Annotated in this window: 23 protein-coding genes and 7 pseudogenes; 12 read left to right on the forward strand and 18 right to left on the reverse strand. The window is 58.6% G+C overall.

Going from position 1 to position 26,955, the window contains the following annotated elements; all coding sequences use genetic code 11:
* Positions 1-308: 308 nt before the first annotated feature.
* Positions 309-866: an alpha/beta fold hydrolase gene (locus ACZ9BX_RS20315; protein ID WP_244564636.1), complete on the reverse strand. Its 558-nt coding sequence runs from the start codon at positions 864-866 to the stop codon at positions 309-311.
* On the opposite strand from ACZ9BX_RS20315, the gene ACZ9BX_RS20320 reads away from it, so the two are divergent.
* Positions 756-998: a hypothetical protein gene (locus tag ACZ9BX_RS20320; protein ID WP_244564635.1), complete on the forward strand. Its 243-nt coding sequence runs from the start codon at positions 756-758 to the stop codon at positions 996-998. The two genes, ACZ9BX_RS20315 and ACZ9BX_RS20320, sit on opposite strands and share 111 nt — an antisense overlap.
* Positions 999-1,204: 206 nt before the next feature.
* Positions 1,205-2,680, forward strand: coding sequence for an FAD-dependent oxidoreductase (locus tag ACZ9BX_RS20325; RefSeq protein WP_087001698.1), 1,476 nt, complete (start codon positions 1,205-1,207; stop codon positions 2,678-2,680).
* A 56-nt stretch (positions 2,681-2,736) separates the two neighbouring features.
* Here ACZ9BX_RS20325 and ACZ9BX_RS20330 read toward each other — a convergent pair whose 3' ends face one another.
* Positions 2,737-3,012, reverse strand: coding sequence for a hypothetical protein (locus ACZ9BX_RS20330; RefSeq protein ID WP_087001697.1), 276 nt, complete (start codon positions 3,010-3,012; stop codon positions 2,737-2,739).
* A gap of 363 nt (positions 3,013-3,375) precedes the next feature.
* Positions 3,376-3,606 carry a hypothetical protein gene (locus ACZ9BX_RS20335; protein WP_087001696.1) on the reverse strand — a complete coding sequence of 77 codons (231 nt, stop codon included), beginning with the start codon at positions 3,604-3,606 and terminating at the stop codon, positions 3,376-3,378.
* Between the two features lie 426 nt (positions 3,607-4,032).
* Between ACZ9BX_RS20335 and ACZ9BX_RS20340 the strand changes: the two are divergent.
* Positions 4,033-4,287, forward strand: a pseudogene (locus ACZ9BX_RS20340) (divalent metal cation transporter); the annotation flags it as partial.
* Between the two features lie 7 nt (positions 4,288-4,294).
* Positions 4,295-5,278 (forward strand): NRAMP family divalent metal transporter, encoded by a 984-nt coding sequence (locus ACZ9BX_RS20345; protein WP_281029753.1) that lies wholly within the window; start codon positions 4,295-4,297, stop codon positions 5,276-5,278.
* A 1,098-nt stretch (positions 5,279-6,376) separates the two neighbouring features.
* Here the strand turns inward: ACZ9BX_RS20345 and ACZ9BX_RS20350 are convergent.
* The 6 genes and pseudogenes from ACZ9BX_RS20350 to ACZ9BX_RS20375 all read right to left on the reverse strand — a co-directional run bounded on the left by ACZ9BX_RS20350 (position 6,377) and on the right by ACZ9BX_RS20375 (position 11,130).
* Complete coding sequence (locus ACZ9BX_RS20350; RefSeq protein WP_165928316.1) at positions 6,377-7,264, reverse strand: MBL fold metallo-hydrolase; 888 nt, start codon at positions 7,262-7,264, stop codon at positions 6,377-6,379.
* Between the two features lie 445 nt (positions 7,265-7,709).
* Positions 7,710-8,093, reverse strand: coding sequence for a PQQ-dependent sugar dehydrogenase (locus ACZ9BX_RS20355; RefSeq protein ID WP_132568353.1), 384 nt, complete (start codon positions 8,091-8,093; stop codon positions 7,710-7,712).
* Positions 8,080-8,823 carry a PQQ-dependent sugar dehydrogenase gene (locus ACZ9BX_RS20360; protein ID WP_132568352.1) on the reverse strand — a complete coding sequence of 248 codons (744 nt, stop codon included), beginning with the start codon at positions 8,821-8,823 and terminating at the stop codon, positions 8,080-8,082. Before ACZ9BX_RS20360 ends, ACZ9BX_RS20355 begins: the two co-directional genes overlap by 14 nt.
* A 55-nt stretch (positions 8,824-8,878) precedes the next feature.
* A pseudogene (locus ACZ9BX_RS20365) lies at positions 8,879-9,290 on the reverse strand (DUF2231 domain-containing protein).
* A gap of 111 nt (positions 9,291-9,401) precedes the next feature.
* Positions 9,402-9,728, reverse strand: coding sequence for a twin-arginine translocation signal domain-containing protein (locus ACZ9BX_RS20370; protein WP_132568351.1), 327 nt, complete (start codon positions 9,726-9,728; stop codon positions 9,402-9,404).
* Positions 9,729-9,777: 49 nt separating this feature from the next.
* Complete coding sequence (locus ACZ9BX_RS20375; RefSeq protein WP_132568350.1) at positions 9,778-11,130, reverse strand: di-heme oxidoredictase family protein; 1,353 nt, start codon at positions 11,128-11,130, stop codon at positions 9,778-9,780.
* Between the two features lie 195 nt (positions 11,131-11,325).
* On the opposite strand from ACZ9BX_RS20375, the pseudogene ACZ9BX_RS20380 reads away from it, so the two are divergent.
* Positions 11,326-11,706: pseudogene (locus ACZ9BX_RS20380) on the forward strand (FAD-dependent oxidoreductase); the annotation flags it as partial.
* A 417-nt stretch (positions 11,707-12,123) separates the two neighbouring features.
* Here ACZ9BX_RS20380 and ACZ9BX_RS20385 read toward each other — a convergent pair.
* Together ACZ9BX_RS20385 and ACZ9BX_RS20390 are read right to left on the reverse strand one after the other, a co-directional pair.
* Positions 12,124-12,309 carry a DUF3008 family protein gene (locus ACZ9BX_RS20385; protein WP_087001690.1) on the reverse strand — a complete coding sequence of 62 codons (186 nt, stop codon included), beginning with the start codon at positions 12,307-12,309 and terminating at the stop codon, positions 12,124-12,126.
* A 265-nt stretch (positions 12,310-12,574) separates the two neighbouring features.
* Positions 12,575-13,150, reverse strand: coding sequence for a cysteine hydrolase family protein (locus ACZ9BX_RS20390; RefSeq protein ID WP_280173974.1), 576 nt, complete (start codon positions 13,148-13,150; stop codon positions 12,575-12,577).
* A gap of 213 nt (positions 13,151-13,363) precedes the next feature.
* Here ACZ9BX_RS20390 and ACZ9BX_RS20395 point away from each other — a divergent pair, with 213 nt between their 5' ends.
* Positions 13,364-13,855: a hypothetical protein gene (locus ACZ9BX_RS20395; RefSeq protein WP_087001689.1), complete on the forward strand. Its 492-nt coding sequence runs from the start codon at positions 13,364-13,366 to the stop codon at positions 13,853-13,855.
* Between the two features lie 1,098 nt (positions 13,856-14,953).
* Here the strand turns inward: ACZ9BX_RS20395 and ACZ9BX_RS20400 are convergent.
* From ACZ9BX_RS20400 to ACZ9BX_RS20415, 4 genes and pseudogenes are all read right to left on the reverse strand, one after another.
* Positions 14,954-15,184 (reverse strand): hypothetical protein, encoded by a 231-nt coding sequence (locus tag ACZ9BX_RS20400; RefSeq protein ID WP_244564633.1) that lies wholly within the window; start codon positions 15,182-15,184, stop codon positions 14,954-14,956.
* A 370-nt stretch (positions 15,185-15,554) separates the two neighbouring features.
* Positions 15,555-15,690, reverse strand: a pseudogene (locus tag ACZ9BX_RS20405) (IS5/IS1182 family transposase); the annotation flags it as partial.
* A gap of 20 nt (positions 15,691-15,710) precedes the next feature.
* Positions 15,711-15,811 (reverse strand): annotated as a pseudogene (locus ACZ9BX_RS20410) (IS5/IS1182 family transposase); the annotation flags it as partial.
* A 109-nt stretch (positions 15,812-15,920) separates the two neighbouring features.
* Positions 15,921-17,489 carry an alpha-amylase family protein gene (locus ACZ9BX_RS20415; RefSeq protein ID WP_207917243.1) on the reverse strand — a complete coding sequence of 523 codons (1,569 nt, stop codon included), beginning with the start codon at positions 17,487-17,489 and terminating at the stop codon, positions 15,921-15,923.
* 455 nt (positions 17,490-17,944) lie between these two features.
* Here ACZ9BX_RS20415 and ACZ9BX_RS20420 point away from each other — a divergent pair, with 455 nt between their 5' ends.
* The 5 genes and pseudogenes from ACZ9BX_RS20420 to ACZ9BX_RS20440 all read left to right on the forward strand — a co-directional run bounded on the left by ACZ9BX_RS20420 (position 17,945) and on the right by ACZ9BX_RS20440 (position 21,132).
* Entirely contained in the window at positions 17,945-18,085 is a 141-nt protein-coding gene (locus ACZ9BX_RS20420) for a hypothetical protein (protein WP_165928315.1), read from the forward strand.
* Positions 18,086-18,352: 267 nt separating this feature from the next.
* A pseudogene (locus ACZ9BX_RS20425) lies at positions 18,353-19,181 on the forward strand (SDR family oxidoreductase); the annotation flags it as partial.
* Positions 19,181-19,648: a DUF2269 family protein gene (locus ACZ9BX_RS20430; RefSeq protein ID WP_132568348.1), complete on the forward strand. Its 468-nt coding sequence runs from the start codon at positions 19,181-19,183 to the stop codon at positions 19,646-19,648. The pseudogene ACZ9BX_RS20425 and the gene ACZ9BX_RS20430, both read left to right, overlap by 1 nt.
* A gap of 303 nt (positions 19,649-19,951) precedes the next feature.
* Entirely contained in the window at positions 19,952-20,209 is a 258-nt protein-coding gene (locus tag ACZ9BX_RS20435) for a hypothetical protein (RefSeq protein WP_132568347.1), read from the forward strand.
* A gap of 425 nt (positions 20,210-20,634) precedes the next feature.
* A complete protein-coding gene (locus ACZ9BX_RS20440; RefSeq protein ID WP_132568346.1) occupies positions 20,635-21,132 on the forward strand; it encodes a YciE/YciF ferroxidase family protein in 498 nt (165 codons plus the stop codon).
* A gap of 357 nt (positions 21,133-21,489) precedes the next feature.
* Here the strand turns inward: ACZ9BX_RS20440 and ACZ9BX_RS20445 are convergent, their stop codons facing one another.
* Positions 21,490-21,924, reverse strand: coding sequence for a hypothetical protein (locus ACZ9BX_RS20445; protein WP_132568345.1), 435 nt, complete (start codon positions 21,922-21,924; stop codon positions 21,490-21,492).
* Between the two features lie 133 nt (positions 21,925-22,057).
* Positions 22,058-22,594 (reverse strand): annotated as a pseudogene (locus ACZ9BX_RS20450) (chloride channel protein); the annotation flags it as partial.
* Between the two features lie 138 nt (positions 22,595-22,732).
* Between ACZ9BX_RS20450 and ACZ9BX_RS20455 the strand changes: the two are divergent.
* Positions 22,733-24,709, forward strand: a complete 1,977-nt coding sequence (locus ACZ9BX_RS20455) for a potassium transporter Kup (protein WP_425376438.1) — start codon at positions 22,733-22,735, stop codon at positions 24,707-24,709.
* Positions 24,710-24,854: 145 nt separating this feature from the next.
* On the opposite strand, the gene ACZ9BX_RS20460 is transcribed toward ACZ9BX_RS20455, so the two are convergent.
* Positions 24,855-26,540 (reverse strand): glycoside hydrolase family 13 protein, encoded by a 1,686-nt coding sequence (locus ACZ9BX_RS20460; protein ID WP_132568342.1) that lies wholly within the window; start codon positions 26,538-26,540, stop codon positions 24,855-24,857.
* Positions 26,541-26,955: the final 415 nt, after the last annotated feature.

The following is a 26,955-nucleotide window of genomic DNA, read 5'->3' on the forward strand; positions in this document are numbered from 1 at the left end:
TCTGCTTATTTAGTTCTTCTGCGCATCCGCGCCCGCGCGCTTCGCTCCCAAAACTATTTCGTGCTTCCAGTTGCGCCGTCACCCAAGAAGGCCAAGAGCTGCTGCGGGACGAAAGCCGGGTTTTCGTCCGGCAGCCAATGTCCGGTATCCGGCACAACGGCGCCGCGCAGGCGCGCACCTGTGGCGGCCTCTGACCGCGTAGATCGTAAATCAACCGGACGCCGCGATGAAGTCGCGCAGGGCCTCGGCGAGAGCGCCCGGTTGCTCTTCCGGCGAGAAATGACCGCAATCCGGTATCAGCGCGTCTGTCAGGTCAGCAAGGTCGGCGCCTCGCAATCCTTTGAGATAAGCCTGAAATTCACCACCCTCAGCCTCGCCTCGCACATACAGCACCGGCGTCGGGGAGCTGCCACGCGAGGAATTGTCATTCTCATCCTCGGAAATCCCCGGTACCAATCGAAACCGGCCTTGAGACTTGACGGCGTGGCATAGGAGTGCGCATAGCGGCGGCGGGCATCTTGTGAAACAGCGGCGGGACGGGCCGAGATCGCCTCGAAGAAGAAGTCGAAATACTCCTGCTGACGCCCGGCGACCAATCGCTCCGGCAAGTCCGGAACCGCGTGGAAGGCGAAGTGCCAGAGGCGGGGATTTCGGATCACCTTATCCCACGGCGGCACGCCCGGCAGAATGGCGGCCCGGGAAACGGCGTTCGGAAAAGCTCGGAGATAGGCATAGACGATCTGGCCGCCGATATCATGACCGATCACCGTCACGTCCTCGAATCGGGCCGCCTTGATGAGACGGTCGACGTAACTCGCGAGGGTTCGTTTATCGGCGTTGGGCAGCGGCGCGACCGAGCCCCCGATGCCCGGAAGATCGATGGCGGCAACTCGGAACTGCCCCTCAGTGAGTATCGCCCCGAGCGCGATGTTGACAACGCGTCGAGCAGCGAGAATTGCGCCGGCGCCGGTCCGTTGGAGACCGTTCCGTCAAATTAGACTGCAAGACCTTGTGCGCCGTCCCGGAACCGTTGGCGCACTGCCGGGTTAGACGGACAGCCCAATTGAGCAACATTGGAGAAAATCGATGATATTGGCCTTTGAAAACCAGGCGTTCAACAAGAAAGCACGGACATCCCACAAACAGGCCCGGGATGTAATTTCGCAAGTCGAGCTCATCGGCATCCGCGCCAAGGCCTGAGCCGATGGGCATGCTCTCGGGAAAATCAGGCTGCTGCTGGACGGAAACAGCCGGAGCCATGACCTATCCTCCTCTCGACGCTTCCATTCATGCCGAAACGGTTGTTGTGGGCGCAGGCATCGTGGGTCTCACAACGGCCCTGCGGCTGCTTGAGGCGGGACGTTCCGTAATCGTGATCGAAGGATTGCGTGTGGGAAGGCAGGTTACTGGCCGATCAACGGCTAAGATCACCACGCAGCATCGGCTCATCTATCGTCACCTGATCGATACGATCGGCCTTGAGCATGCCCGCGCCTACGCCGAAGCCAACAGCGCAGGGGCAGATTGCATCAAGGGCTGGATTGCAGAACACGGCATTGACTGCAATCTCGAGGCTAAGTCAGCCTATGCGTATACGCAGGATCCCGCGACTTCCGCCCTTATCAAGGTCGAGGCGGAGGCCGCGCGAAGCCTCGGTCTTCAGGCGGAGGTGCTCGACCGCGCGCCCCTGCCTTTCGAAACCGCCGCCGCACTCCGCTTCCCAAACCAGGCGCAGTTCAATCCCGCCCGATATCTGACCGGACTCTCCGCGGTCGTAACCGCGCGAGGCGGCAAGATTTTCGAAAATAGTCGCGCACGGCTCATTGGTGAGGCGAGCCGCTGGCGCGTGGTCACCGACGGTGGCACGGTGCACGCCGAAAATGTCGTTGTAGCAACAAACATGACGGTCAAGAGTCCCGTAGGCATGTCGCACCGCACGCAGCCGAGAAGCCACGTTGCCATGGCCTTCCGCCTCGACGATGCTGCCTTGATCGACGGCATGTTCATTACCGTCGAAGAACCATCGCGCTCGCTGCGGACCGGCCGCGACGCGCAAGGACCGCTGCTGGTGGCGCTAGGCCCCCATTTCAGAACGGGTCAGGACGGCGATGTGGCGGCGCGATTCGTGGAGCTTGAACGTTGGGTGCGTGCCAACCTGCGCGTTGGCGAGGCGCTTTGGCGCTGGTGCAACGAGGACTACGACACGGCAGACCGGGTTCCATACGGCGGCGAGCCCGACCCGACGAGCGCCCCAGGCTTCTACATCGCCACCGGCTTCAACGCTTGGGGGATCAGCAATGGCACGGCTGTCGGTATGTTAATCGCCGATTTAATTGCCGGCCATCCCAATGCCTGGGCAAGGCTCTACGACCCGACAAGACCCTATCCGAAAGATTTCCACAAGAGCGGCGACAGCCAATCGATCGTCCGGAGCCTGGACGAAATTGAGGCTAGGCAAGGCGGCGTGCTTGTGCGCGGGCAGGAGAAGATTGCAGCTTGGCGAGACGATGCCGGCCTGATCCATACCTTGTCCGCGTCCTGCACGCATAAGGGCTGTACGCTCACTTGGAATAACGCGGATCGCACATGGGACTGCCCTTGCCACGGCTCGATTTTCGCCGCGGACGGATCAGTCATCCACGGCCCGGCCAGAAAGCCGCTGCCGAAAATCAGGCTATAGCCTTAGTGCAACAAAGACGCTTGCCGATAAACAACAACCATTAAATTCCGGTCGCCTTACTGGCTCGACCGTTGCCGCAGCTCTCGTTGCCTTAGCGCGCGAAGCACCACGATGAGTTCGAGCTCCAGCTCGGCGCAAATATCATCATTCTCTTTGATTATGACAGGATCCTCACCTTTGCGCTTCACGTTGTCGCGACGGTCAATCGCCTTTCCGAATGTCCGCAGTAGTTCGCTTGCAGGATCGTCCAAAGGCGCACCGGACAGCGTCCCGCGCAAAAAAGGTCTCTTCAGCAAAAGAGTTGCCTTTCCAATCTTGAAGAAGTCCTTCATTCGTAGGTTTCCGTGAATGGCGGGCATCAGGAACTGTTGCGATTCGCCCCAGAGCGGCCGACCCAATAAAGGGTAGTGCAAGGTCTCGTCGCTTCAATAGTGGCAAGGTTCACGCCCCGGGCGTAACAATCGCGCACGACATTTCGAACGGAAACATCTTCAGTGGATATTTACCCACATTATCCTTGCCGTTTCATTGAGTGTGGCGCGACTCAACGGCAGCAATCAACGTGATCAGGCCGTTGGACCCCTACCACGGCAAGAGAGACCCGGTGGGGCCGCAGGAACCTGCCGCCGGGGCAGGAATGTTACCGCCGGCGGAGAGCTTCGCCAGCTACGTGAAAAATTGAGCGGGCCTGTTCACTACATCTCGCCTTCGCTGTAGATCTGACCGAGGCAACGCAGGCTGCGCTTCATTGCCTCGACGCGATGTTCGGCGTCGCCTTGCGAATGCGCCCAAAAGGCTACTGCCCAAGCCCGCCCGTCCATCTCGAATTCGCAGGCAAACTTATAAAAGCTGCGGCCTGTGCCGTCATGTTTTATCAGATCCGCGTCCGGTTCATTCCTGGCGTCGTCTAAATGAATTACGACCATTTCCAACTCCTCACGGTATCAGCTTTATCCTCCGAACTCTCGCGGAATGCATTTGTTCGCCTATGTGCCGATCCCTGGGGAGGTTGCGGTAAACAAGCTTTACGACAGGTACGGGGCGGTGCATCGACGCAGATGACACCCGACGCTGCGAGACGAAGGCGGTTGAATTCGAGGCCGAGGCGCCCGTCCGCCTTGGACCGGGCTAACAGCGACAGGGAACATTTGTCATCCGCCACGGTTATCTGACGCTACGCCTCGGTCATGATGCCCACCACGAGGACAGCGGTCATGGTATCCGTACCAGAGGCTTCGTGTGCCCTCTGATGATCGCGTATGAAAGCGTCAAACGATGCGGGCGCGTTCTTAAAACGCGAGCTAAACCACGATGAACTACGATCCTCCGCCCGCGGCGAACGAGGAAGGTCGATGGCGGTAGGAGGATCACTCGGACGCGGCATAATTTCAGGCGCGGCGGATGACGATCCGTCTGCTATCGGCACCTATGCCAGTGCTGGTGCGCGTTTTGGGCTTGATATCTTATGGACAGCACCGATCACGCTGCCAATGATGTTCACGGTCGTCTATCTCTCATCCAAGCTCGGGCAGGTCTCCGGGAGAGGATTGTTTCAGGCGATCCATGACTTCTACCCCCGCTGGCTGCTTTGGGGTGTTTTGGCCGGCGTGGTGATTGGCAACGCGATCGAGGCCGCGGCAGATCTCGGTGGCATGGCGGCGGCGATCGGGCCTCTTCGTGCCGCTGCCGGTGCCGATAATTGCGGCGGCCGTAGCGGCCTTGATCTTCGCATTGCAGATATTCGGCTCCTATACGCTCATCAGAAGTATTTTCCGCTGGCTGGCGTTGTCGCTGCTTGCTTATGCCGCTGCCGCTTTTCTAGCAAAGCCGGATCTCTTCGCGGTTTTGAGGGGCACCGTCGTTCCTTCGATCGAATTCAGTAAGGAATTCCTGTCCATCGTCGTCGCGATAATCGGGACGACGCTGTCTGCCTATCTTTATGCATGGCAGTCAAACGAGGAAGTCGAAGACCAAATTGCGGACGGCAAAACAACGCTGAACCAGCGCAAGGGCGCGAGCGACAAAGAATTGCGCCGGTCTCAGCGCGATATCTGGATTGGCATGACATTTTCCAATCTGATCATGTATTTCATTATTCTGGCGACAGGCGCAACTTTGCATGCCAATGGCCAAACGGAGATAGAGACCGCTGCACAGGCTGCTGAGGCGTTAAAGCCGATTGCCGGAAATGCGGCTGGATTTCTATTCGCGGCAGGCGTCATATCGGTTGGTTTCCTCGCAGTGCCCGTCATGACCACCGGCGCCGCATATGATTTCGCGCAGTCAGTTGGTATCAAGGGTACCTTGCACGCAACGGCGCGTCAGGCTCCGAGGTTCTATCTCGTCATCGGCGTGATCACGCTTGTTGCCGTCGGCATGAACTTCCTCGGCTTCAACCCGATGAAAGCCCTGGTCTGGGCGGGTATTGTACAGGGATTTTCGACGCCGCCGCTTCTGCTCCTGATCGTGCTGATGACAAACAACAGGAACATCATGGGTAAGCAGGTGAATTCCCGAGCGATGAACGTGATGGCCTGGGTGACGACGGCGGCGGTCTTTTCCGCAAGCCTCGGGCTTGTCGCAACTTCGTTCATCTAAAGTGGTTTGTTGTCATGTCGGCCTTTTTGCAAAACTGCTTGAGTCCGCGTGCCACTTCGGCGAGGCATTAACGCCACTTCGGATTCCGCTTTGCATTGTACATAAGCTCGCATGCGGTCGCGAATGGGCCAAACAACTGAAGCAATCGAGCCTGTTCCGTTTCGCCAATCTGGTGCCGTTTCGAATATTCCCGCACCGACCACACCCTGGTTGTTGGTCCGGTATCCGTTTTCTTCGGCTCCACACGTTCCATGTGTAACTCCTCCCATATTGCGAAAGGAGGACGATACCGAAGTCTAATTTAGAATCAAGACATATAAGATGCCCGGACTCGAACTGTACGCTGCCCGACCAAGTCTTCATTCGGCAAGCTTTTCTTTTCTGACATCAAAGCCGGATCGAGAGAGCTGCGCAGCTGCATGTTCCTGCCGCATGACAGTGTCCGGCAGCACGGCTTCAAGCGTTGGCGCGCGTCCTTCACGCGCATTGAGGGCCGCTTCGGGCGGTATTGCGGCTGGATGCAAGTACCGATCATTTTGGGGCCTCAGTCCGAACGACAGGACCTGTTCGTTCGTTCGGAACAGGCCCTGTCGCGCCGAATGTCACGTGCTCACGCTTATGGTCCGCGACAGCGGCGATCGTGCGGCAGCACTAGCAAAGGGGCTGAGGCCGTCCGTGGAATATGGAAGACCCGCCGCGCGACATGACAGTAAACAAGCGGAGCTTCAAGATGTTCCCGCTGAGGTGCAAAAAAGCGCCGCCTTTGATGAGAAAATGCACGCCGTCTCATTGGCTTCGATTGATCCCGATCTGCCCGCGGAAATCAATGCAGCCGCCGCAGCCGCCGAGAGATCCACCCTCTGCAGATCGGCGGCAAAGGAGGAGACGGGAAAACGAGTATTCACATGCCTTTCATGGACACGTCATGAGCGAAGTGTTGGCAGTTGACCGAGCGGATTGGACGGGCGCAGCCATTCGAAAAGCATGCTCCGGACAAGCGCCACCGGCCGCTCCTCGGCGAACGCAATGCTTCGGCTGGAGGTCGCAGAGTAATCACCCGGCACCGGCTTATTTTCGCCGAAGCCCTGCGGCAGGTCTTCAGGGCGAGCGGTAGGCGGAATCATCGTCGGCGGCCGCGCGCTTTGCCACGTATTTTCCCTCTCGCGGTACCGCCACCTGCTGGAAATTATCCGACAGCTTCCATAACGCGGACCGCATATTGGGCCCGGAAAGCGGCGGCCCGTGCCCTGAAATTATTCTCTCGGGTTCCAGCCGGGCAAGTGCTGTTACCGACGCTTCGGCGGCAAGCCAGTCGATCGTGAAATATCGCGGCGGTCCGTGCATTTCCGGCGTCTGGGTCAGAACCTCGTAGGCTGACTCCTGGCCAGTCGTAATCACCGCATCTCCCGCAATCAGCGTTCGATCTCGCTCCCGCCAGAGAGAAATATGACCCGGAGCGTGTCCAGGCGTATGAATCCACGACCACTCTGGTATGCCGGGCACGCTGCCATCGCTCGGGAGCGATTTTAGCCTGTCGCCGAGATCGATTGGTTTGCGCGGGAAGAGCGGCGACAGAAGCGAGAAAGTACCTCCACCGACCCATGGATCCGCCGGCGGATAGCTAGCGCCGCCATTAAGATAGGGATGCTCAAGGGGATGCGCATAGACGGGTACGTCCCAGCGCGCGGCAAGCGTTTCAGCCGAACCGGAGTGATCAAAATGGCCGTGCGTGAGGACAATCGCCTCAGGGCGTGAGCGAGCAGAAAATCTCCGTTCTGCTGTCTGCGCGATAGTTTCGGCTGAAGTCGGCAGCCCTGTATCGACCAAGACCCAGCTGCCGTCACCTGCTGTTGGACTGCCACAAAAAATTGCGTTGACGATTGAGAGCTTGAGATAGGCGATGTCGGCCAAGAGAATACGTGAGCCGTCGGGGGCTTCTTCAAAGCCGGCCACATCCTCTCTGGTCAACCCGATTTGCGTGTGCATTTGCGATCCTCGCCGTTGACGAGAAGCTAACTTGCTACAGCCCGCAAGGTTCCAAAGGGCAGTGCCCTCTTGTCCTCCGCTGGAGGACCGCCCACGAAGAGACGCGACGGCGTGCCGACGATCGGTCCGAGCTTCTTCCACTTGCAAAAAACAAACCGAGGCGAGATGGACCGCGATCGAAACGGAACATGGGGAAGGATCGTTGGAGCGGGGGAGAAAGTTCTTGAACGCCTCGAGCGTCTCCGCGCTGGCATGATGCGCCATCCCTCCGCGTCGATGCGCCGTTTGGGGCGATACACCGTTGGACCACAGGAAGGATTCGACGATCTGGTGCCGTTCTCGGCAAAGCTCCGCGAGCTGTCGGCCGGAGTCGGTGAGCAAAGCAGCCCTCGGAAATCAGCTCCACCGAGGCCAGGCCACGGCGGAAGACGGCACGCGGCGAGCTCTATCCACCCTTCTTGTACGTCACCTCATAGATCACGCCGTTCGTGTCCTCCGAAATCAGCAGCGAGCCGTTCGGAGTAATCGCCAATCCTGCAATGCGGCCAAATTCGGACTTACGATCCTCGCTCAGGAAGCCAGTAAGGAAGTCCTCTGTGTCAGTCGGCTCGCCTTTGTCGAAGTTGACCCGCACGACCTTATAGCCAGCCGGTTCGGCCCGGTTGGCCGAACCGCGCAGCGTGACGAAGGCATCGTTGCGATACTCCTCGGGAAACAGCTGCGCATCGTAGAAGCGGATGTTGATCACGGAAGCATGGGCGTCGAAAGTCAGTGCTGGCCCGAGAGTTTTGGTCCGGCAGAATTCATCCTTCGGCTCATCCTCCGGCATGGTGAAACTGGCCCAGTCCGGCTGGCGGTCGCCGTTCGTCGCCTAGATGGTCGACACCGTGATCGACGCCCCACATAAGGCCCGTCTCGGGGTGCCAGTCGAAGCCGAGCATGTTTCTCAGCCCCTTCGCGAAAACCGTCCGCTTCTTGTCCTTGAGGTCCAGCCGAAGGTTGGCGGCCTTTTCATCGCTGCTTTCGAAGCAGGCATCGCACGAACTACCGACGTTGATGTGCAGCGCTCCGTCGGGCGCGAAGGCAAGCGTTCGCCGCCCATGCTGGCCACCATCCGGCAGGTCATCGACTATCGTCTCCAATTTGCCGATGGTGCCGTCCTCATTCAGGTCCGCCACCATCACCGCGTGGACAGTGGCGAGAAAGATACGGCCGTCCCGGATCGCAATGCCGTGGATGCCGTCGTGATCGGAGGCAACCATATGAGGCTTTGGATCGCCTTCCTTGATGGCGATCACGTCCTTTTCCTCGGGTCGCGTCACGTAGACGGTTCCGTCTTCCGCGACCGCCATCATGCGGGCATTGCCGAGCTCGCGGGCAAAGACGCTGACCTCGAAGCCTTCCGGAACCTTTAGTCGCTTCAACACATCCTCGTTGAAGGGCTCATGCTTAGGTCGAAAGACGTTCGTCTCAACTTTATGAAGGACGCCTTCCTGTTGGGCGCAGACAACTGTTGGGAAGAGCGCGATGCCAACCAGCAGAGCGGCTTTTGTGATCATATCTACACTCCCGTTCAGCGGTGACCTGATGGCTCCACACCACGAGCGCAGTCGCCTATCTCAGTCTGGTCTCTTCGTCGGCAACCCCGACGCGGTGCCTGTAGACCATCTCCCAGCCCTTCCAGCCCGTGAACAGAAAGATGCCTACCACGATCAGGGATAGGAGGAGTCCTTCAGGAAGAACCGCTGGATCGCCATTCTGATAGCGCAGGTAGAAGTTGACGAGCGTCAGGACGATCGCGATCGCGTTGCCAATGAAATGCTGCCAGGGCGTCGCTCAGGGCGCGGATGCGCTTCTCACCCAGGAAATCGGTCAGGCCCGCCAACGCCGCCAACGTTCCGAAGACGAGCGCTCCTCCGAGCAGCCACAGCGCCGCCTGCGGCCAGAACGGCGAACCGGATCGCCAGAAAGCGAGATCGCAGAAGAGTGTAGAAACGACGAACACCACCGGGAACGGGATCAGCATCGGGTGGATAGGGTGATCTGCAATATGCGCAGTGCTGCGCGGATTTCCTTCGATAAGCGGAGATTCCTTGGTAGTCGTCACTGTGCCTTACTCCTTGCTCGGCTTTGCTCCTCAAGCAGGCCGTGGCTCGTGGAAACGGCACCAGCCGTTGGGGCTGATCTCGCCCGCAACGACCTCGCACGCATTCGGCTCAAGGAAATGAGTGCACCCGCCGCAGCGGCGACCCTTGTTCGGCCTATCCTGATAATGGGCGACGGATTTCGGCGTCGTTCCGGCTCCGCGAGCCACAGGCTGCCCCGTCATGCATCCCGAAAGTCCGGCTGCGCCGGCGATCGCAACGCCGGTCATCGTCGCCTTCAAGAATTTCCGTCGGGACACAGATTGACCCGGGCCACATTCTGTCTGATCTCGCTCTACCTCGCCACGTTTCTTTTTCATGGTCTTTCCTCCCAATGAAATTCGAGAATACCTATCCGCCGTGCGGCGGTTAGATCGACTTCAGATACTCGATCAGATCGCTCCTCTCCTGATCGCTAAGATTTAGCTTGAGATGCTGATCGTAGTGCTTGACGACCTCGTCGAGGGTGGCGAACCGGCCATCGTGGTAGAAGCCTCCCTTGTGGACCTTTTCCATCTCCCAGAGCGCCCGTAGCGGTACTGTACGGTAGCGCTCGTCTGGAGATCGCATCGCCTGGAAATCATCGATGCCTATCTCGTCCGCTTTGTGCAGGTTCCAGCCTGGTTCCGTGAAGAGCGGCGGAACATGGCAGGTGGCGCACTTGGCTTTTTCGTTAAAGAGCGTGTTGCCCTTTCCCGCAGCGGCGCTGTCAAAGGCACCCTCGGGAGGCTTCGGGACGGGCAGCGACAACTGATAGAAGTGAAGGGCTGGCAGCTTGCCGGTAATGCGGTCGTCCTGATCCTGCTTGTGGCCCTGCTTCGTTCTCGCGGCCACCGGGTACTTCTCGGCGTCGTCAAGGCGGGGGTCGTAGAACACGCCTTTTCCGTGCATCTCCAGATTGCCGACGTAAGCGTTCCAGTAGCTTACCGTGCCCCAAGCACCCGTCCATGTGTGGTTGTTGACGCCAGCGAGCCCGAAGGCCGGTGGATTGAGCGTGGCGGCGGTTTTCCCGTCCGGCCGGAACGCTTTGCCGTCCAGATTGAGTTCGGCGTCGAACTTGCCGGGTCCCCAGGCCTCCACCGCTTTCTTCACCTCCGCTTCGGAAATCTGCAGCATCTCGGTGAACGCCGTCAGGTCAGGCGCTAGCGCTATGATCGCGCCGATGTTCAAGTCGCGGTTGGGCCAGCCATCCAGGCGATGGCCGATACCGGGAGTATAGGCATCGTCGACCGTCGAATGGCACACCGCGCACTGGATGCCGACCGACGTCAGCGTCTTTCCGTCTTCGCCGAAGAATCCGGTAACACCAACAACGGCATTGGCCTTCAGCAGAAGAACCGTACTCGCCGGATCGGTAAGATCAACCTTGCCTTTGTCGAGCGCTACGGCAACATCCCTTGGGATCGCGTTGACATCCACTTTCAGCCCGAGCTCCAGAGCTTTTTCGGGGCTGAGGCCCGGTCCCTTGCCACCCAGCTTCTCACCGGCGATCGCCTCGTGGAGCTTGAGCTTGCCTCCCCAGAAGTCCTCGCTGCCGAAAGTGTCGAAGCGGAATGTCTCGCGGCCCTCCTCCAGATATCGTCTGGCTTGATCGGTGGCCGCCGCGTCAAAATCCTTGCCGCTCATGGAGCCTTTTTTGCCCATCTGGGCAGTTGCGGGAATCATGGTGGAGGAGAGGAGAAGAACGAAGAGAACTGCTGTACCCTGAAAGCGTCGCGTCATGGCACGTCCCTCCACGCGGCCGATTTTTTCGGGCCGGCGCGACCTGGATTTGGGCTGAGGAAAACAAGTCCCACTATTATATTACAATTTGCTAAAGTAGCAATGGATTCCTTTACTCTCGCCACTATCGCAGGCATCCCCGGGAACATCGGTTCCACCCGTCAGTTTACCGCGATAGATCGGGAGAGTTCCGCCATGAATGCGAGCGATGAAAGGACCGTATCTTTGTGGGCGGGGGTCGCGGCCGCGCCCGATGCTACCCCACTCGCTCGCGATGAAGACTTCGATGTCATCGTAGTCGGGTCTGGAATTGCAGGCATGTCGATCGGGTATGAGTTGGCCGCCGCGGGCCGACAGGTAGCTGTCCTCGACCGCGGCCGGATTGGTGGCGGCATGACCGCCCGCACGACGGCACACCTAACGTCAGTGTGCGACGACTACTTTTCGGAACTAATTCGGTTGCGCGGAGAGGAACTGGCGCGACTTTATTATCAGAGCCATTCTGCCGCGATCGCGCGTATCGAGGCAGTTCAGGACGCGGAGAATATCGCATGCGACTTCCGGCGTGTCGATGGCTTATGGCTCGCACTTCTCTGTTGATGGGACGGCCCTGAACGGACCAGCGGTTTCGCCCCTGCCCGAGATCGAATAGGTCTAGGTCCTGTGAGCTGAACCGTCATTCGGGGCGCTTCGCCGGCACCTGCCGTGGCTACGCAGCCCTCTTCTCGAAAGCAGCAAACCGCGTCTCCAACACCCGAGTTCTACTCCGACTGATCCGAACTCAGATTCGAAAGGAAGCGAGGATCGGGCAAGGATCGGTCTTGCCCTCTGCGCATTCGGAGACCAATGGAGTGCTTCCCGAGCACGATAAAGCTTGCAACCGGAGATTGAAATGTATTAGAGGCACGCGCGGAAAATCAGACGTTTGTGATGAACAACACTACATCTCCAGCGGCCAGATCGCCTGCCGGCCTCGAGATGATGCACCGTCGTTTATTTCGAAGAATGCTCGGGCTTACCCTTGGTTTTGCTCGACGCGAACTCCTCGAGCTGCTTTTCGCTCATGGAACTGGCCATCTGTTTTGACGCACCCTTGAGCTTACTCTTCGATGTTTTACCACGCTTTGCAGACAGCGCCGCACCAGCGGCTTTCTGCTGCGCTTTCGACTTGGCTGGCATGGCTATTCTCCTTCTGCAACGAGAACGCCCGGCCGAAGCGATGGTTCCTGGTCGAAAAGCGGTCATGGCCGCTGTCGTCCGGCAATGTCTTCGCATGCAGCCGAAACGGTCGGCGCGCGACTGGCGCAATACTTCGAAGGGAACCCACCGAATGGGAGGATAGAGCCCGCAGAAGTCTCGACGGATCAAAAAGCCTCGGTGATTGGCGAGACACACCGGCAGCGATGACGTCATCACTGTTCCAGGCAAGCATGCTTTTGCCAGATCAGACCTCGCTCAGGAATTTTTCCGTGGTCATGATGGCGAGTTGGACAGAAAACCGACCGCCAAGGAGCTCAAGGGAGGCGTCATGCGTGTCATCGGTTCCGCTGCAGACAGCATCCTTCAGGAGGATGACCCGGTATCCCAGATCGATCGCCCCAAGCGCGGCAGCCAAGACGCAGACATCAGTTTCTCCCCCCGTCAGCACGAGGGTCTCGACGCCCTCTTGCGACAGTAGCCCGTGAAGCCGTCCGCAAACCCATGGCGAATATGTCATTTTGTCAAAGATGCGTGCAGGGGGAACCAGAGCCTTCAGTGAAGGAACGAGATCGACCAGCTGAGGATCGAGATACTCCGTCGTCATCATCCGCCACTTTTCATAGTAGTCCCTCCACATGCCCGGCAGGGCTTCCGGGCGGGATGGCGGTATGAAACGTGTAAAGACGGTCTTTTCCGGATGAGAACGGGCAAGCTCCACGATTTCGGGCGAGACCTCGCGCATCCATGCGACATGCCAAGGCGTATCCTCCGAGAACATTCGCTGCATATCGACGCAAAGATGAATCCATTTGCCTGTCACGTTTACCCTTTCCTTCAAACTCTCTAACCCGCGCCGGCGAAGTACGTTCCGCGTAAGCTATTGCCGGCCGCCGCCTGTTGAGGCCCATGCTCTATGCGCGGAACAAGCACCCGCCCATCGAGTTGAGTTGTCACCATGTCCTGAGCAGCGAGGGTTTCGCACAGCGGCCGGGACCTTCACGAGCTGGATACTCAGTCTAGAGGAGAACATGCCATGCCTATCGATAAAGTGGCATCGCCCGCGGTAGAATCTCTGAAACAGGAACAGGAGGAACAGCGCGAGAGGGCTAGGAAGAGCGAGCTCGACCAGGGCCTTGAGGACACCTTCCCTGCTTCCGATCCGGTTTCCGTCACCCGCAGCAGCAGACCTTCGGGACGGGCGGATACGACGGAGGCCGAGCGGCTGAAAAACCAGCCTGATGTGTCAACGGAGAACGAGCCGGACTTTCCACTGGCCGACGAAGTGCTTGAGCCTCGAGGGGACCGAAGGAACGCAGCCGGGCGGAGCGGTGAGGCCGCCGTCCCGCCCAAGTCCGAGGCAAAGCTGGTGGAACCGGCATCGGCGGTTGCTGCCGGCACGCTGCGCGTGGCAAAGACGGGAGCGGAACGTTTCGTAGCCGGAATTGAGGACCAGATAAAAGAAAGGCCGCTCCTCAGCGTCGGCATAGTGGCAGCGATCGCGTATGTTTGGGGCGCAACCCGCTGAGCGACCAGCAACAAGGCTGCCTCGTGCGGGATTGCGCTGTTGTGGAAATCAAAAGACCGTATCTCCACCGATGTAAAAGCAATCGCCGGCGCGATCAACGAGACGTTGCCTGTAAACGCCGTTGCGACAGCGCTTCCGCAGTGGAACGCGCACTTATTCAGGAATGCTTGATTCGATCAGTTGGCTTTCCGGAGGCGTAGGCAGCATAGTTCCATACTCGCTTCTCTCCCTTTGGAATGATCCGGCAATACGCGGCAAGAGCACAGACCCTGTGGCGGCGCCGGAAATAGGCGAGTTTTGATCTTTATGACGCATGGCCGAGGAAGCGAAGCAACGCTGCCGGCCATGCGCATCTCTTGAGCTGCTTTGGCGTTGTCATTTATAGGCGCCTCCGCTTGCAATCAGCGCCTCCCGTGCGGTACGGGATGCGTCTTGCAGCGCCTTGTTTCCACCCAACCCCTCAATGGCCATGGCCTTAATAAAGTCAAAGCCTTGTTCATTGGATTGATCACTAAGTGGTTTCGTGACCATAATTTTGAACAAGCCAAGGGTTTCGGCTTAGGCACGTCCGACCTATCCACCGGCCCTGCGTGACTTTGCTTGCGCCGACAACCAGACGACGGGCGGTCCGCCATGAGACTGTTATGACCCGCTCGCTGGCTCGGTCACGCTCCTCCGGCGCCTCTATCGCTCTGGGTCCGTACGAGAGCCGCTATCTTTCCGTGAGCCACAGCGGAACACTGGTGGCATGCGCTTTGCGGCTGAGGAAGGGAATCGGCGTTGATGTTGCCGGACGGCACTCGTCCCGAGAGAAGCCGGTGAGCGCGATGTTGCCGGGTCGAGCAGCAGCAAGTTGTTGGGACCGGTCGCGCGTGTTCCAAAATTTGCAAGGCTTCGCCGATTTGCAGTCGGTCGCCGCCCAAAGGGGTCAGCGCGTCGGCGAATCTGGATGGTTACAAAGGAGGGTGAGATCGATTGCGCCTCCCCACCAGAGCGGGGAGAGGTTGCATTTGATACTCGTTCGCACGCCCATGCCCTTGGGGGCCGATCACGGGCGGTCGGACAGGCGTTTTAGCAGGTCGTTGGTAGATAAGGTCCTCACTTTTCTCCAATGAGACCTTTGATTTCCGCCAGCTTCTTCATGCAGCCCTGCTCATCACCGGCCTGGGCCATTTTGCGGGCTTCCGCCAGGATCTTGCTTGGCTTGTCGGCACTTTCACCAGTCCCTTTCCCGGTTACCTGTTCCTCGTGGGGCGAAATCGCTTTCGTCTGGGTACCGGTTGATCCTGTTGTTTCAGTTCCAACGCCCTGCTTCTGTTTGCCGGCCATAACTTCTTCCTGGTGCTTCGTAACGGGAACACCGGACTTGCTCCCGCTTGCACCCGTTTCCGCGGAAACTGTAGCTTGCTCGAGTTTCGCGAGTTCTTGACTGCAGTCCGCGAATGCCGGCGCAGCCAGGAGAAGGGGGGCGGCGGTAGCGACTATGAGACGTATCAACATTTTTGCTCCTCGCTCGCTGTTTAGGGATGCGACGCATCCGATTCACGTGTCGAGCAAACGAAGCTGTGCGCGAAGAGTTCCCTGCAGATCGCCGAGTTTCTTTTAAAATCAGCTCGCCTTTAATTTCTAATAATTACGGGGACTTCCTGGCGTTCGTTCACGGATGGTTTTCGAGGCAGCTGATCTTAGATACTGCTGGCTATGCGGCAACAACTTTGCGGCGCACAGATTTTGGGCGTGCGCATTGGAGCATGCGGTTGAGGATGGCCGCGGCGATGGCAACTGCTGCCTGCTGGGCGGCAAGGGAGCGGGCCCCGCAGACGCCGTCCCGTGATGCCATCCATCACTCTCTTTCGATCGCCGCGATGCGGTTGTTCCGTTGATCCGGATTTCAGCATCTGCCCGCTCTACCGCGTTGGCAGGCGGCGGAATGACGATTGCGGCAGCCGCGCTGGGAAGGTCGCCGTCGCTGTAAGAATCAGAGGCGGGCTCCAAAGATCGTCCGTAAACGATAGGTCGAGTGAAGGTTCAACAGCACGGCGCCGATCCGAAAGTCCGGGTTCGTTTATTGACCGATCCGGAACCAACGATAGCCCAAGGCATCCAGTTCGACGATCGCGCCGTCACTTGAGTTCGCAGAATAGACCCTGTTGCCAAACAGCTCGATCAAGTCTCCGGCCTTCCCAGTCTCCCGATCAAGCCTCACCCGACAGCTTCTCGATGCAAGGTTGTGCAGGATGAGAAGAGAATTTTGTTCCGATGTGAAACGCTGGGCAAACACCGCTTGATTGTCCGTTTCGATGTGAGCCCATGTGCCCCAACCGACCTCAGGGCAGGATTGCCGGGCGTCGACAAGCCGCCTTACCCAATTCAGCAGTGATCTCGGATCGCGCTGCTGTGTCTCGACATTGATCCGCCTGGCGCCGTTGGTGCCGTCGACGATCGCCGGATGAATAAGATGTTCTTCGGAGCAGGTCGAAAATCCGGCATTGTTATCGTCAGACCACTGCATGCAGGTCCGCACCGGCCAACGCTCCGGCAACCCGAGGTCGTCACCCATGCCAAGCTCGTCACCATAGTAGATGGTCGGTATTCCCGGCAAACTGAACATCAGACTGAAGGCGAGTTCGATTCTTGCTCGATCGTTGTCGAGCATGGGTGCAAGCCGGCGGCGAATGCCGCGCTTGTAGAGCCGCATGTCAGCGTCGGGTGCAAATGCCTCATAGACTTCCTTGCGCCCTTTCTCCGTGAGGCGGCTGAGATCGAGTTCGTCGTGATTGCGCAGGAACTGCACCCATTGGCAAAGCTGTGGCAGCTTCGGGAGGCGAGCCAGTCCCTGGGCCAGAACCGCCGCACGGCTACTTGCAAGAGCGTGATACAAGTGCTGGTTTGGGAGGAAGGCGAACAGCATGTGAAGCCGCGAGCCGTCTCCGAAGAAATGCAGCATTTCCTTCGGTGGCACATTTGCTTCGGCGAGCAGCACGGAATCGCCCCGTCGCCAGGATAGGAAATCGCGCAGTTCACCGAAGAATTCGTAGTGTCTGCACGTGGCCTGGTTGGCACGAACTTCCTCGACCACAAATGGCGCCGCGTCTATACGGAAGCCAGAAATACCAAGCTCCAGCCAAAAGCCCACGATCTTGAAAATTTCCTCCTTAACGGCGGGATTTGCAATGTTGAGATCCGGCTGGTGCGGATAGAAGCGATGATAATACCAGGCTCTTGCGCGTGGATCATAGGACCACACGCTTGATTGATGACCAGGAAAGGCCATGCCGTGATTGGCATTGGCGGGCTGCTCCTTCGACCAGACGTAATAGTCACGATAACGGGAGTGCGGATGCGATCGCGCCTGCTGAAACCATGGATGCTGCTCCGACGTGTGGTTGATCGGCAGATCGATGAGCAGCTTCAAGCCTCGCAAGCCCGCTTGGTGGCTGAATTCGACAAAGTCGCCCAGCGTTCCGAGCTCTGGTGCAACGTTATAGTAGTCGGTGACATCGTAACCGTAGTCCATGCGGGGACTCGGGTAAAACGGCAGCAGCCATAAGCAGGTGACGCCAAGGCGTGCAATGTAATCCAGCTGATCGGTCAGGCCTTTGAAATCGCCGATTCCGTCACCGTCGCTGTCCATGAAAGTTGCAACATTCAGGCTGTAGATGACAGCGCTCTTATACCAGAGGTCAATCACTGGCGTTGGCCCGGCGTAGCGGAGCAGCAAGCAACGATAGCTGTCTCGTTCGATGGCCCGAAGGTTGTTCCGGTCTCATCCGCATGGACTTGCTTCAGCCATCCTCATGGTTTCCTGGCAGTTGTCAGCTTTATCTGTTGGTCGGCATCGTTTTATCGCGCTTTCCTTGAATCGCTGCCTCTATTAACTTTCGAAAGACGAAAGCGTTCCAGTGACCCGCAGAAACGGTCGCAAGTTCTGTTGCGCATTTTTGTCTTTTCCCTCGTGGAGCTGAACAAAGGTTTCGCCTCTTCTATTTGGATCGCATGCGCCTTTGCGGTCAGGCCCGGTTTCGGCAAATCATGCTGCCGGAACCTTTCAGTTGCATTTTTGTTTGGTGGGGCAGCGGGAGGCTAAACATGAAGATGCGTTACATCGTCATTGCTTTGGTTGCTGCAGTGATCGCCTTCATCCTGATCGTCGGCACTCATCCTTTCGGCCAAAGAGGCGACCAAGTCGAAGAACGGCGCTCACCAAATGCCATTGGTCAATCGCAGTAAGCGTCTGCAACATTTCGCTATTGGGTCGCCGGGAGATGTGCCGGTGGCGATTGTTTGAACTGGCTTTCGCAGGTTTGACGGCAATGGACGAGGTTTATCTGGCACGCCAGATCGCATCGAGTCAGCACCAAATGATGAAGACCGCGGAAGGAGCCGACGTCGTCTACAGTCCGTTTCGGTGCTTCACGATCGACTGCCGCATCACCACGTGCCGGCCTGAAGCCGATTGTCTCCAGCGGGATGCCACCGAACCGTGACCGGCCGGTTTTCGGTGCAAGCGCGCTGATGCGCGGCTTGGCTGCATTGCCGATTGTGCCTGGCATGCCGTCAACCGGCGGCCTCAGCGTGGTGCAGCTTCAGAACGTGGTCTCCACGGTGCTCTTTTTCCTTGATCCTTCTGCGCCATCAAAGGTTGTCCTCGAGCTTTCCGGACCAGAGCAGTTGACCTTCGACGAGGTGGTGACGGTCTATAGACGCTGGTTCGGCTGGCCGCCGGCAAGACGAGTGCCGGTTCCGGATTTTGCTGCCCTCCGGCCTCTACCGGCTCGGCGACGCAGCCAGCCTATTCGGCTGGCGCCCACCGGTACGCACAACAGCAAGGTTGGAGATCGCCCGCGGCGCCACCGGTGATTCCCGGCAATGGGTCGAAACGACGGGCATTCGACCAACGTCACTGCAAAGCGCGCTTTGCGCCGCGCCGGCGACTGTTCAGGATCGATGGTTTGCAAGGCTCTATTTCTTAAAGCCGCTGATATTCGTGGTTCTGGCAGTATTCTGGATTGCCACTGGAGCCATTTCACTCACAGTCGGATTCGAAGCGGGCGTCGACTTGATGTTGAGGACCGGAGCCGGACCGCTATCGGCTCCAGTCGTCATTGCCGGGGCAATTGCTGATATCGGCATCGGAACAGCGATAGTATTTCGCCGCTTGTCTCGTGCAGGCATTTTCGCCGCGATCGCAGTCTCATTGTTCTACGGCGCGGCAGCAACATTTTTCCTGCCGGAACTGTGGAACGACCCTTTGGGACCGATCGTAAAGATCTTTCCAATCTTGGTTCTGCACCTGTGCGCGCTTGCTGTTCTGGAGGAGCGTTGATGGTCTACCTCTTCCTAAAGTTTCTCCACGTAGTCGGTGCGTGCGTGCTTTTGGGGACTGGTGCGGGAATCGCGTTCTTCATGCTCCTCGCGCATTACACCGACAATGCTAAGACAATTGCCGCCGTCGCCCGCATTGTCGTCATTGCCGATTTTTTGTTTACCGCCACTGCAGTCGTGGCACAGCCGATCACGGGCATCCTGCTTGCCTGGATTGCCGGCTATTCGTTCTCCGATCCGTGGCTCGCCGTTTCGATCATGCTGTACTTGGTGACCGGCGCATTTTGGCTCCCAGTTGTATGGATGCAGATCGAGATGCGCAATCTTGCGACGGCTTCCGCCGACAACGACGAACCCCTGCCGCGCCGATACTATAAGCTGTTCCGGCTCTGGTTCCTTTTCGGCTTTCCGGCGTTCGCCGCCGTTTTGATGATCGTCTGGCTGATGATCAGTCGCCCAGCCTGGTAGACCCGGTCGCCTCCAGCAAAATACGCAAGGCACCAAATTTTTTCCACCCATCAGGGCGGCTCTTGAAGGAAATGCAGGTCGGGCATACCCAGAAGGCTGTCTCGCGAGAGGTTCTATTTTTGGAACATGTATTACGGCGCCGAGTTAGCATTCCCGAGTGCCCGGCAGTTCAAGTCTGCCGCTGCCGCGATCTTGAGAGGCCGGTCCAGGTCGAAAGGCGACGCAAGAGATAGTTGACGTCCGAGGTAGCCAAACAGACGGAAGTGCCGCAAAGCGAGCTCGGCATGACGATCGGAGGCGATGATGCAGCAGGAGATCACTACGGCGGATTTCGCCCGGTCCATCGAGAAATGGACAGACGAAGAGATTTTCGAGCTTCTGGCGAAGCTCGAAAGCGAGAGCGAGGAAGCGTCATCAAGTGACGAGGTAGACGCCGATCTTCAGGCAAAAATCATCGTCGTGGGAAACGAGATCGAAACGCGCTTTCCAGGCCAACTCCTCGCGCCGTTTAAGAAATGGAAACAGGACCGGCTGTCCGGAAATACCGCAAGAGGAGAATAGCGTTTCCGATTAGCTAGGAAACCCACTGGCAAACTGCCCTTTTTACACGTCGCCAGCAGGAGGTCTCGCCGCCAGCGATGACTCAACTGTCGCGTGGAGCCGGAGCAGATCCAAGGCGGGCCGTTGTCTTATCCGCGACGCGAGCGCGGATGGCGCAAAAGATGCCCGCGAAAGGTGGGGGCTCCATCATGTTCGCTCGCAGATGCTCACGCGCCATCCCTCGCCGTTTCCGACAATCTTCCTGTACATGCCCGATAGCTCCTATGTTTTTCAGTCAAACAACTCACATAGGGGTCGTCTGCTCAGCCTGATAGCGCGACTTTTTTCGAGCCTCCCGATGCCAATGAACTTATGGTCGCTGGTCGGAACATCACGCGGCGCGCCGCGTTCAGACGTGGTGACTCATCCCACCATAGGAGACCAGAATGGCCGCGAAAACGTTGAACGACCTGTTTGTCGAAACACTGAAAGATATCTACTTTGCCGAAAGGCAAATTCTCAAAGCCTTGCCGAAGATGGCGCGCGCAACGCAGTCGGAGGAAGGCAAAGCGGGCTTCCTGCAACATCGTGACGAGACTGAAAGTCAAGTCGAGCGCCTCGTTCAGGTATTCGAGATCCTCGGCAAGCCTGCACGCGGCAAGACGTGCGAGGCTATCCAGGGGCTCGTTGCCGAAAGCGAGGAGATAATGGAAGAATTCAAGGACTCGGCCGCGCTTGACGCAGGATTGATCTCCTCGGCCCAAGCCGTCGAACATTACGAAATCGCCCGCTACGGCACGCTTATCGCATGGGCCAAGCAGCTTGGCTTGAACGATGCTGTCCCGCTCCTTCAGGCAAGCCTCGCGGAAGAGGAAGCCACCGACAAGAAGCTAACGAAACTTGCGCTGGCGTCGGCGAATGTGAAGGCAACGAAAGCTGCCTGAGCCATTTCTGAATGCTGAAAAGCCGCCGGCCGCCTTCGCCGCGGGCATCGCTGCACGGCCTAAGCCAGGCGGTCGAGTGGTTGACAATCCCGCTGCACGAGACACGCGCTTTGCTCGTTTCGCTGACGCAAGAATGAAGAAACAGGTCTCGACGCGCGATCCAGTGCGAGCGGGCGCAAACGTCAGGCCGGATTTTCTTCAACGGGAGCACCGCTTGGACGGTCATACGATGCCTCTAGAATGAAGGCTCGGCACGAAACGGGGCCTGCGCCGGCGTACCGTACTGATCGACCTGGAGCGAGAAGTTCATGTGTGACGTTCATATTGGGGTTTTGCCCAGTTGGGATCGGTCTCCTGTCATCGGCGGGATTTCGCCTCGAGCTGAGCGACGAGCAAAGGTATGACGGCTGCCGCGATCGCACCCAAGGGAAGCCGTCTCAGTACCTGCGCGCCGGCGACGGTCGCGGCCATCGCGGCGAAAAGTTTCGCCCATGGATATGCGCCGAGCTGAGCGTGAGCGCTGGCGTCGGCCCATTTTAAGTTGGACCGCGCAACGGCCGTCGTCTGCCGCCTGACGGGGGACAGCCTTTTCCGGAGCAGTTCGATCTCATTGCGCACATGATCGAGGTCGTCTCTGACGCGCTGGAAAGGGCTTGCTTCCGACAGAACGCCGTCTGCAGGAGAAGTGAGTTCCTCCTCGGCTAGCGCTTCGGCCTCGAGCTCGGCAAGGTGAGCCTGCAGCTTTGCGTCAGTGTCGCGGCTTTCTGGAGGTGCTGTGTCTCGCTGGGCCATGATGTTTTCTCCCAATATTGCGATCACAGCACAACGCACGTCCCCTCAAAAGGATGCATCTGTTGGGCGACACTGCGCGAACTCTTCAAGTCGCCGCGGTCATCTTGTATCGATCGAGGCGGGACGGCCGGTCTCCGAGTGCGCCGCCACCGAACGCCGCAGACGAAGACAAGCCCCCAGTTGCGCATCACCGTCGGCGCGGCAGACGCCATGCCGAATAATTGTAGCTGCCGGAAAGCCCGAGGGCCGCAAGCCCGGAAAGGATAACGGCGGTGAGAACCAGGCCGTTCGCCCGTGATTCAGCGGTGCGGCTCATTTCCTCGATGGCAAAGACGATCCCGGCAAGCGGCGTGTTGATTGCCGCGATGCCCGCTGCCGAGCCGGCGAGGATCAGGCCGCGGGTCTGCGCCTTGCCGCCGAAGCGCGCCACAGCCAGCATGATCGAGGCGCCGACCTGTACCGTCGGCCCTTCGCGGCTGATCGAGGCGCCGGAGAACAGTCCAAAAACTGTCAGTATGATCTTGCCGAGGGCGATCTTTAGCGACAGCAGCCGGGCGCGATCTTCCGCGTACCTGAGATGCCGGGAGGCGGTCGCCTGCGGTATGCCGCTGCCCTGCGAATTGGGAAAGAGCGTCGCCGCAACATAGGCAGACAGCAGGAAGCCGAGCGGGGCCTGCCGGAAGATGTCAAGAGATACGGACCGCAGACCCGTGACCTCAATGGTGCGGCGTAACGTCGATGGGGCAGCTTTCTCAAGAAGCAATGGCTGTCGGCGCCAATACCTTTGCGAAACGAGAGCGGTCATTGCATGTCCGTTTTTGCATTGCCATCAGGCGAAGCCAGTGGCAACTTCGCGTGTCACCGTTCGCCCAACAGGACATGCCATTTGACCGATGCCAAGCTGCGATCAGCAGATCCGGAACTGGAACACCAGACCCGGCGAGGACTGCCATCGCTCGTGCTCGCTGCCTTGGGCGTCGTTTATGGCGACATCGGGACCAGCCCGCTCTACGCTTTTCGGGAAGCCCTTCACGCCACCGGCGGATCCGGAGCGCATCATGCGAACGTGCTTGGAATTCTGTCACTGATCGTCTGGGCGCTCACGATCGTCGTCACCTTGAAATACGTGACGTTCGTGCTGAAGGCGGACAACCGGGGCGAAGGCGGCACGCTGTCTCTCATGACACTCGCTCGCGAAGGTCTGACGGGGCGCCCCAAGTGGGTCCTTGTTCTAGGTGTGATCGGCGCCTCGCTCTTCCTCGGCGACGCGATCATCACGCCTGCGATCTCCGTCCTGTCTGCAGTCGAGGGCATCGAGGTGGTCGCACCGGCCCTGTCCAACTGGGTCGTGCCGATCACTGTCACGATCATCGCGGTCCTGTTTTTCGTCCAGCGGTTCGGGACGAGCGGCGTGGCGTCGGTATTCGGTCCCGTAACGGCTCTGTGGTTCGTCGTCCTGGGTCTCAGCGGAGCGATCCATATCTTTGACGATCCGTCGGTGTTAGGCGCAGTGAACCCGGTCCACGCGCTCCGGTATGTCGCAAGCAACATCGGCTCGGCCGTGGCGGTGCTCGGGGCCGTCTTCCTTGCTGTGACTGGAGCCGAGGCCCTCTATGTCGACCTGGGACACTTCGGACGCCGTCCGATTGTTACGGCGTGGTTTTCGCTCGTCTTCCCTAGTCTGCTTCTGAATTACTTCGGGCAGGGAGCATTCGTGCTCGCGAACCCGATGGCCGAGCATCCTTTTTTTAGCATGCATCCAGAATGGGCGAGGATTCCAATGATCTGTCTGGCGACCGCGGCAACGGTAATCGCCAGCCAAGCCGTGATCTCCGGTGCCTATTCGCTCGTCCGTCAGGCGATGCACCTCAACCTGCTTCCGCGCCTGCAGATCCTCCATACCTCCGAAACGCAATCCGGGCAGATCTTCATGCCACAGGTGAACAACCTGCTGTTCATGTTCGTAATTGCTCTGGTGCTTTTCTTCCGAAACTCAAGCGGCCTTTCCGCCGCCTATGGTATCGCTGTGACTGGCGAAATGTTCATCACTTCGATCCTCCTGTTCATCGTGATGCGGCATATCTGGAACTGGAACCTGGCGACGGCTCTTGCAGTCATTGTGCCGATGTCACTGATCGACGCCGGATTTCTAGCCGCAAACGTCGCGAAGTTCGCAGATGGCGGATGGGTTCCCGCTGCGGTGGCGACGACGATGGCGATCGTCATGCAGACATGGACGGCGGGGCGTCGGCTGCTTGCCGCTCGCACCAAGGCCGACGAAATCCCACTGGCGGCGATCATCGACAACCTGGCCCGGAAGAAGCCCCTCACAGTGCCTGGGACGGCAGTGTTCCTGACCAGCGACATCGAAGGCGCGCCAACGGCACTTCTCCATAGCCTCAAGCACTACAAGGTGCTCCATGAGCAGAACATCATTCTCAGCGTCGTGACCTCGACAACGCCATTCGTCCCGGACGATGAGAAAATCTTCCTTGAAAGCTTCAACCCCAGCTTTAGCCGGCTGGTAATCACGTTCGGCTACATGGAGACGCCCAACATCCCTCGTGCGCTCGTCCTCGCCCGCAAGCTTGGCCTGAAGTTCGACATCATGTCGACGTCCTTCTTCCTGTCTCGCCGAACGATCTTGCCGTCGAAGAAAGGCGGCATGCCGTTCTGGCAGGACCGGCTGTTCATCTCGCTTGCGCGGAACGCCAGCAATGCGACAGACTATTTCGGGCTGCCGTCGGGGCGAGTTGTCGAACTCGGGCTACAGACAACCATCTAGCGGCGTAAAGAAGTGTCGGTCTCCCGTCACGTTGCGAGGAACGCTAAATGTCCGTCTTCGATCTCATTTCGCTGCTCCTGGCGCTCACCGCCGGGTTCGCCTGGGTCAACCACCGCTATTTCAGGCTTCCCTCTCGATCGGGATCTCAGCTTAATTTAGACGCAACGGCGAACGCCTCGTATGGACGCAGATCCATGGTTTCGATGATCATGTTCACCGGTTCATAATTGCAGATGAGACATTGTCCGTTCATCTCAAGCTCTGACGGCAAACTCAGCGCAAGGGGCCGCGGTGTGAAATTGGCGACGACAATAATCCGACACACGTCGAGCGTACGGGTATAGACGAAGACGTCCGGATGCTGGTCGAGCCAGGAGCGGTATTCCCCGTAGACGATTACAGGGTGAATCTTTCGGAGAGAGATCAATGTGCGGTAGTGATTCCAGATCGACTTTTCGTCCTGGATGGCCGCTTCGGCGTTGACCTTCGGATAATTGGGGTTGACTTCGATCCAAGGTACGCCGGTCGAGAAACCGCCATAGGGGGCCGCGCTCCATTGCATCGGTGTGCGGGCGTTATCGCGGCCGCTCTCATTTGCCCCTCGGATAAAATCCTCCGGTGAAAGGCCTGCCTCAACGTGCAACCTATGCATATTGAGCGTTTCGATATCCCGGAACTGCTCGATGGAGGTGAAGGGCACGTTTGTCATGCCGATCTCCTCGCCCTGATAGACGAAGGGCGTGCCTTTAAGGAAATGCAGCACTGTCGCCAACATCTTGGCTGACTCGACGTGATATCCGGTGACATCGCCGTAGCGCGAGACGGCACGCGGCAGATCGTGATTGCCCCAAAAGAGGGAATTCCACCCATCGTCGGATAAGGCAAACTGCCATTTGCTGAGGATCGTCTTGAGGTTCACGAGGTCGAACGGTTTCGGGCGCCATTTCCCGTAGAGCTCGTCCCACTGCTGGGTAACGTGCTCGAACTGAAAGATCATGGATAATTCTTGACGGTCACGCCCAGAATAGAGGAGGGCCGCGCCGGGGGTGGCGCTCCAGGCTTCGCCAACCGTAAGAATGTCGCGGCTGCCGAAGGTCTTCGCATTCATCTCCTGCAGATAATCGTGCAGATGCGGTCCGTCCTTAATCAGCTCCAGGTCCACTTGCTTGCCGATGTAGTCGATGACATCCATGCGGAACCCGGCAACGCCGCGCTCAAGCCACCAGTTCATCATGTCATAGATTTCCGCCCGTACCCTCTCGTTCTCCCAGTTGAGGTCCGGCTGGCGGCGGGAGAACATATGCAGGTAATATTCACCGCTCGCCGCGTCGAGTGTCCAGGCTGGTCCACCGAAGGAAGATTTCAGGCCGTTCGGCGGTCCCCCGTCCGGGGCTGGCTTGCGCCAGATGTAAAACTCGCGGAACGGGTTGTCGGGCCCCTGACGGGATTCGAGAAACCATGGGTGCTCGTCGGACGTATGGTTCACGACCAGATCGAGCATGATGCCGATACCCCGTTCTTTCGCCTCCGCCACGAGCTGGTCGAAATCTGTTAGCGTGCCAAATTCGGGGGCGATGTCCCGATAGTCGGATATGTCGTAACCGTTGTCGTCCATCGGCGACTTATAGATCGGCGACAGCCAGATGATGTCGATTCCGAGCTTCTTCAGATAATCGAGCTTTGAGGCGATGCCGGGAATGTCGCCAATGCCGTCTCCGTTCGAGTCGCAGAAGCTGCGCGGATAGATCTGGTAGACCGTCGCCGTATGCCACCATTTCGGTTGGAGAGGTGATCGCGCAGGACCTCTCAGCGGTGTAGTGGACTGCTCCATCGATGGCTTTCCTACTTATTTGGGATCTTGAGAGAACACCTGTGATGGCGGCAGGTTCCAGCTACGAAAGTGGCGTCGTGGTCTTTTCGGCTTTCCTTCGCGGACGAAACATTGATGTCATTAGTTCTTGAGTTTGCCGCGCTGCGATAACCGCGTCGATCAGAGAGCGCGGCAGCGAATCTGGCGGTTGAGAACCTCGTGCAGCAACATGGCATCGCGCGTGCCGACATTTCCGTGCAATCGAACAGCCGGACTACCGCCGGCACGGGCACGTTCCGGCGGCGATGCCTCGCATGAAGAGGAGTACGATAGGTCACGATATCCACGATTCGCTGCTTTGCGCGGCGAGATCCAAATATCGGCCCATGTCAGGAGCGACGAAATCGCGAAAGCAGAACAAGGCTTTCGGCAGGCA

The organism is Rhizobium sp. USDA 3886 (genome assembly GCF_056279785.1).

Bases quoted from the DNA above. Each gene is read 5' to 3' on its own strand.
- ACZ9BX_RS20415 (WP_207917243.1), bottom strand. From the start codon at position 17,489: ATGGACAGCGACGGTGACGGAATCGGCGATTTCAAAGGCCTGACCGAT.
- ACZ9BX_RS20440 (WP_132568346.1), top strand. From the start codon at position 20,635: ATGGCCGCGAAAACGTTGAACGACCTGTTTGTCGAAACACTGAAAGAT.
- ACZ9BX_RS20375 (WP_132568350.1), bottom strand. From the start codon at position 11,130: ATGACGCGACGCTTTCAGGGTACAGCAGTTCTCTTCGTTCTTCTCCTC.
- ACZ9BX_RS20320 (WP_244564635.1), top strand. From the start codon at position 756: ATGACCGATCACCGTCACGTCCTCGAATCGGGCCGCCTTGATGAGACG.
- ACZ9BX_RS20435 (WP_132568347.1), top strand. From the start codon at position 19,952: ATGCAGCAGGAGATCACTACGGCGGATTTCGCCCGGTCCATCGAGAAA.
- ACZ9BX_RS20325 (WP_087001698.1), top strand. From the start codon at position 1,205: ATGGGCATGCTCTCGGGAAAATCAGGCTGCTGCTGGACGGAAACAGCC.
- ACZ9BX_RS20330 (WP_087001697.1), bottom strand. From the start codon at position 3,012: ATGAAGGACTTCTTCAAGATTGGAAAGGCAACTCTTTTGCTGAAGAGA.
- ACZ9BX_RS20420 (WP_165928315.1), top strand. From the start codon at position 17,945: ATGAAGATGCGTTACATCGTCATTGCTTTGGTTGCTGCAGTGATCGCC.
- ACZ9BX_RS20445 (WP_132568345.1), bottom strand. From the start codon at position 21,924: ATGGCCCAGCGAGACACAGCACCTCCAGAAAGCCGCGACACTGACGCA.
- ACZ9BX_RS20385 (WP_087001690.1), bottom strand. From the start codon at position 12,309: ATGCCAGCCAAGTCGAAAGCGCAGCAGAAAGCCGCTGGTGCGGCGCTG.
- ACZ9BX_RS20460 (WP_132568342.1), bottom strand. From the start codon at position 26,540: ATGGAGCAGTCCACTACACCGCTGAGAGGTCCTGCGCGATCACCTCTC.
- ACZ9BX_RS20370 (WP_132568351.1), bottom strand. From the start codon at position 9,728: ATGAAAAAGAAACGTGGCGAGGTAGAGCGAGATCAGACAGAATGTGGC.
- ACZ9BX_RS20455 (WP_425376438.1), top strand. From the start codon at position 22,733: ATGTCCGTTTTTGCATTGCCATCAGGCGAAGCCAGTGGCAACTTCGCG.
- ACZ9BX_RS20355 (WP_132568353.1), bottom strand. From the start codon at position 8,093: ATGCCGGAGGATGAGCCGAAGGATGAATTCTGCCGGACCAAAACTCTC.
- ACZ9BX_RS20395 (WP_087001689.1), top strand. From the start codon at position 13,364: ATGCCTATCGATAAAGTGGCATCGCCCGCGGTAGAATCTCTGAAACAG.
- ACZ9BX_RS20430 (WP_132568348.1), top strand. From the start codon at position 19,181: ATGGTCTACCTCTTCCTAAAGTTTCTCCACGTAGTCGGTGCGTGCGTG.
- ACZ9BX_RS20400 (WP_244564633.1), bottom strand. From the start codon at position 15,184: ATGGCCGGCAAACAGAAGCAGGGCGTTGGAACTGAAACAACAGGATCA.
- ACZ9BX_RS20350 (WP_165928316.1), bottom strand. From the start codon at position 7,264: ATGCACACGCAAATCGGGTTGACCAGAGAGGATGTGGCCGGCTTTGAA.
- ACZ9BX_RS20360 (WP_132568352.1), bottom strand. From the start codon at position 8,823: ATGATCACAAAAGCCGCTCTGCTGGTTGGCATCGCGCTCTTCCCAACA.
- ACZ9BX_RS20335 (WP_087001696.1), bottom strand. From the start codon at position 3,606: ATGGTCGTAATTCATTTAGACGACGCCAGGAATGAACCGGACGCGGAT.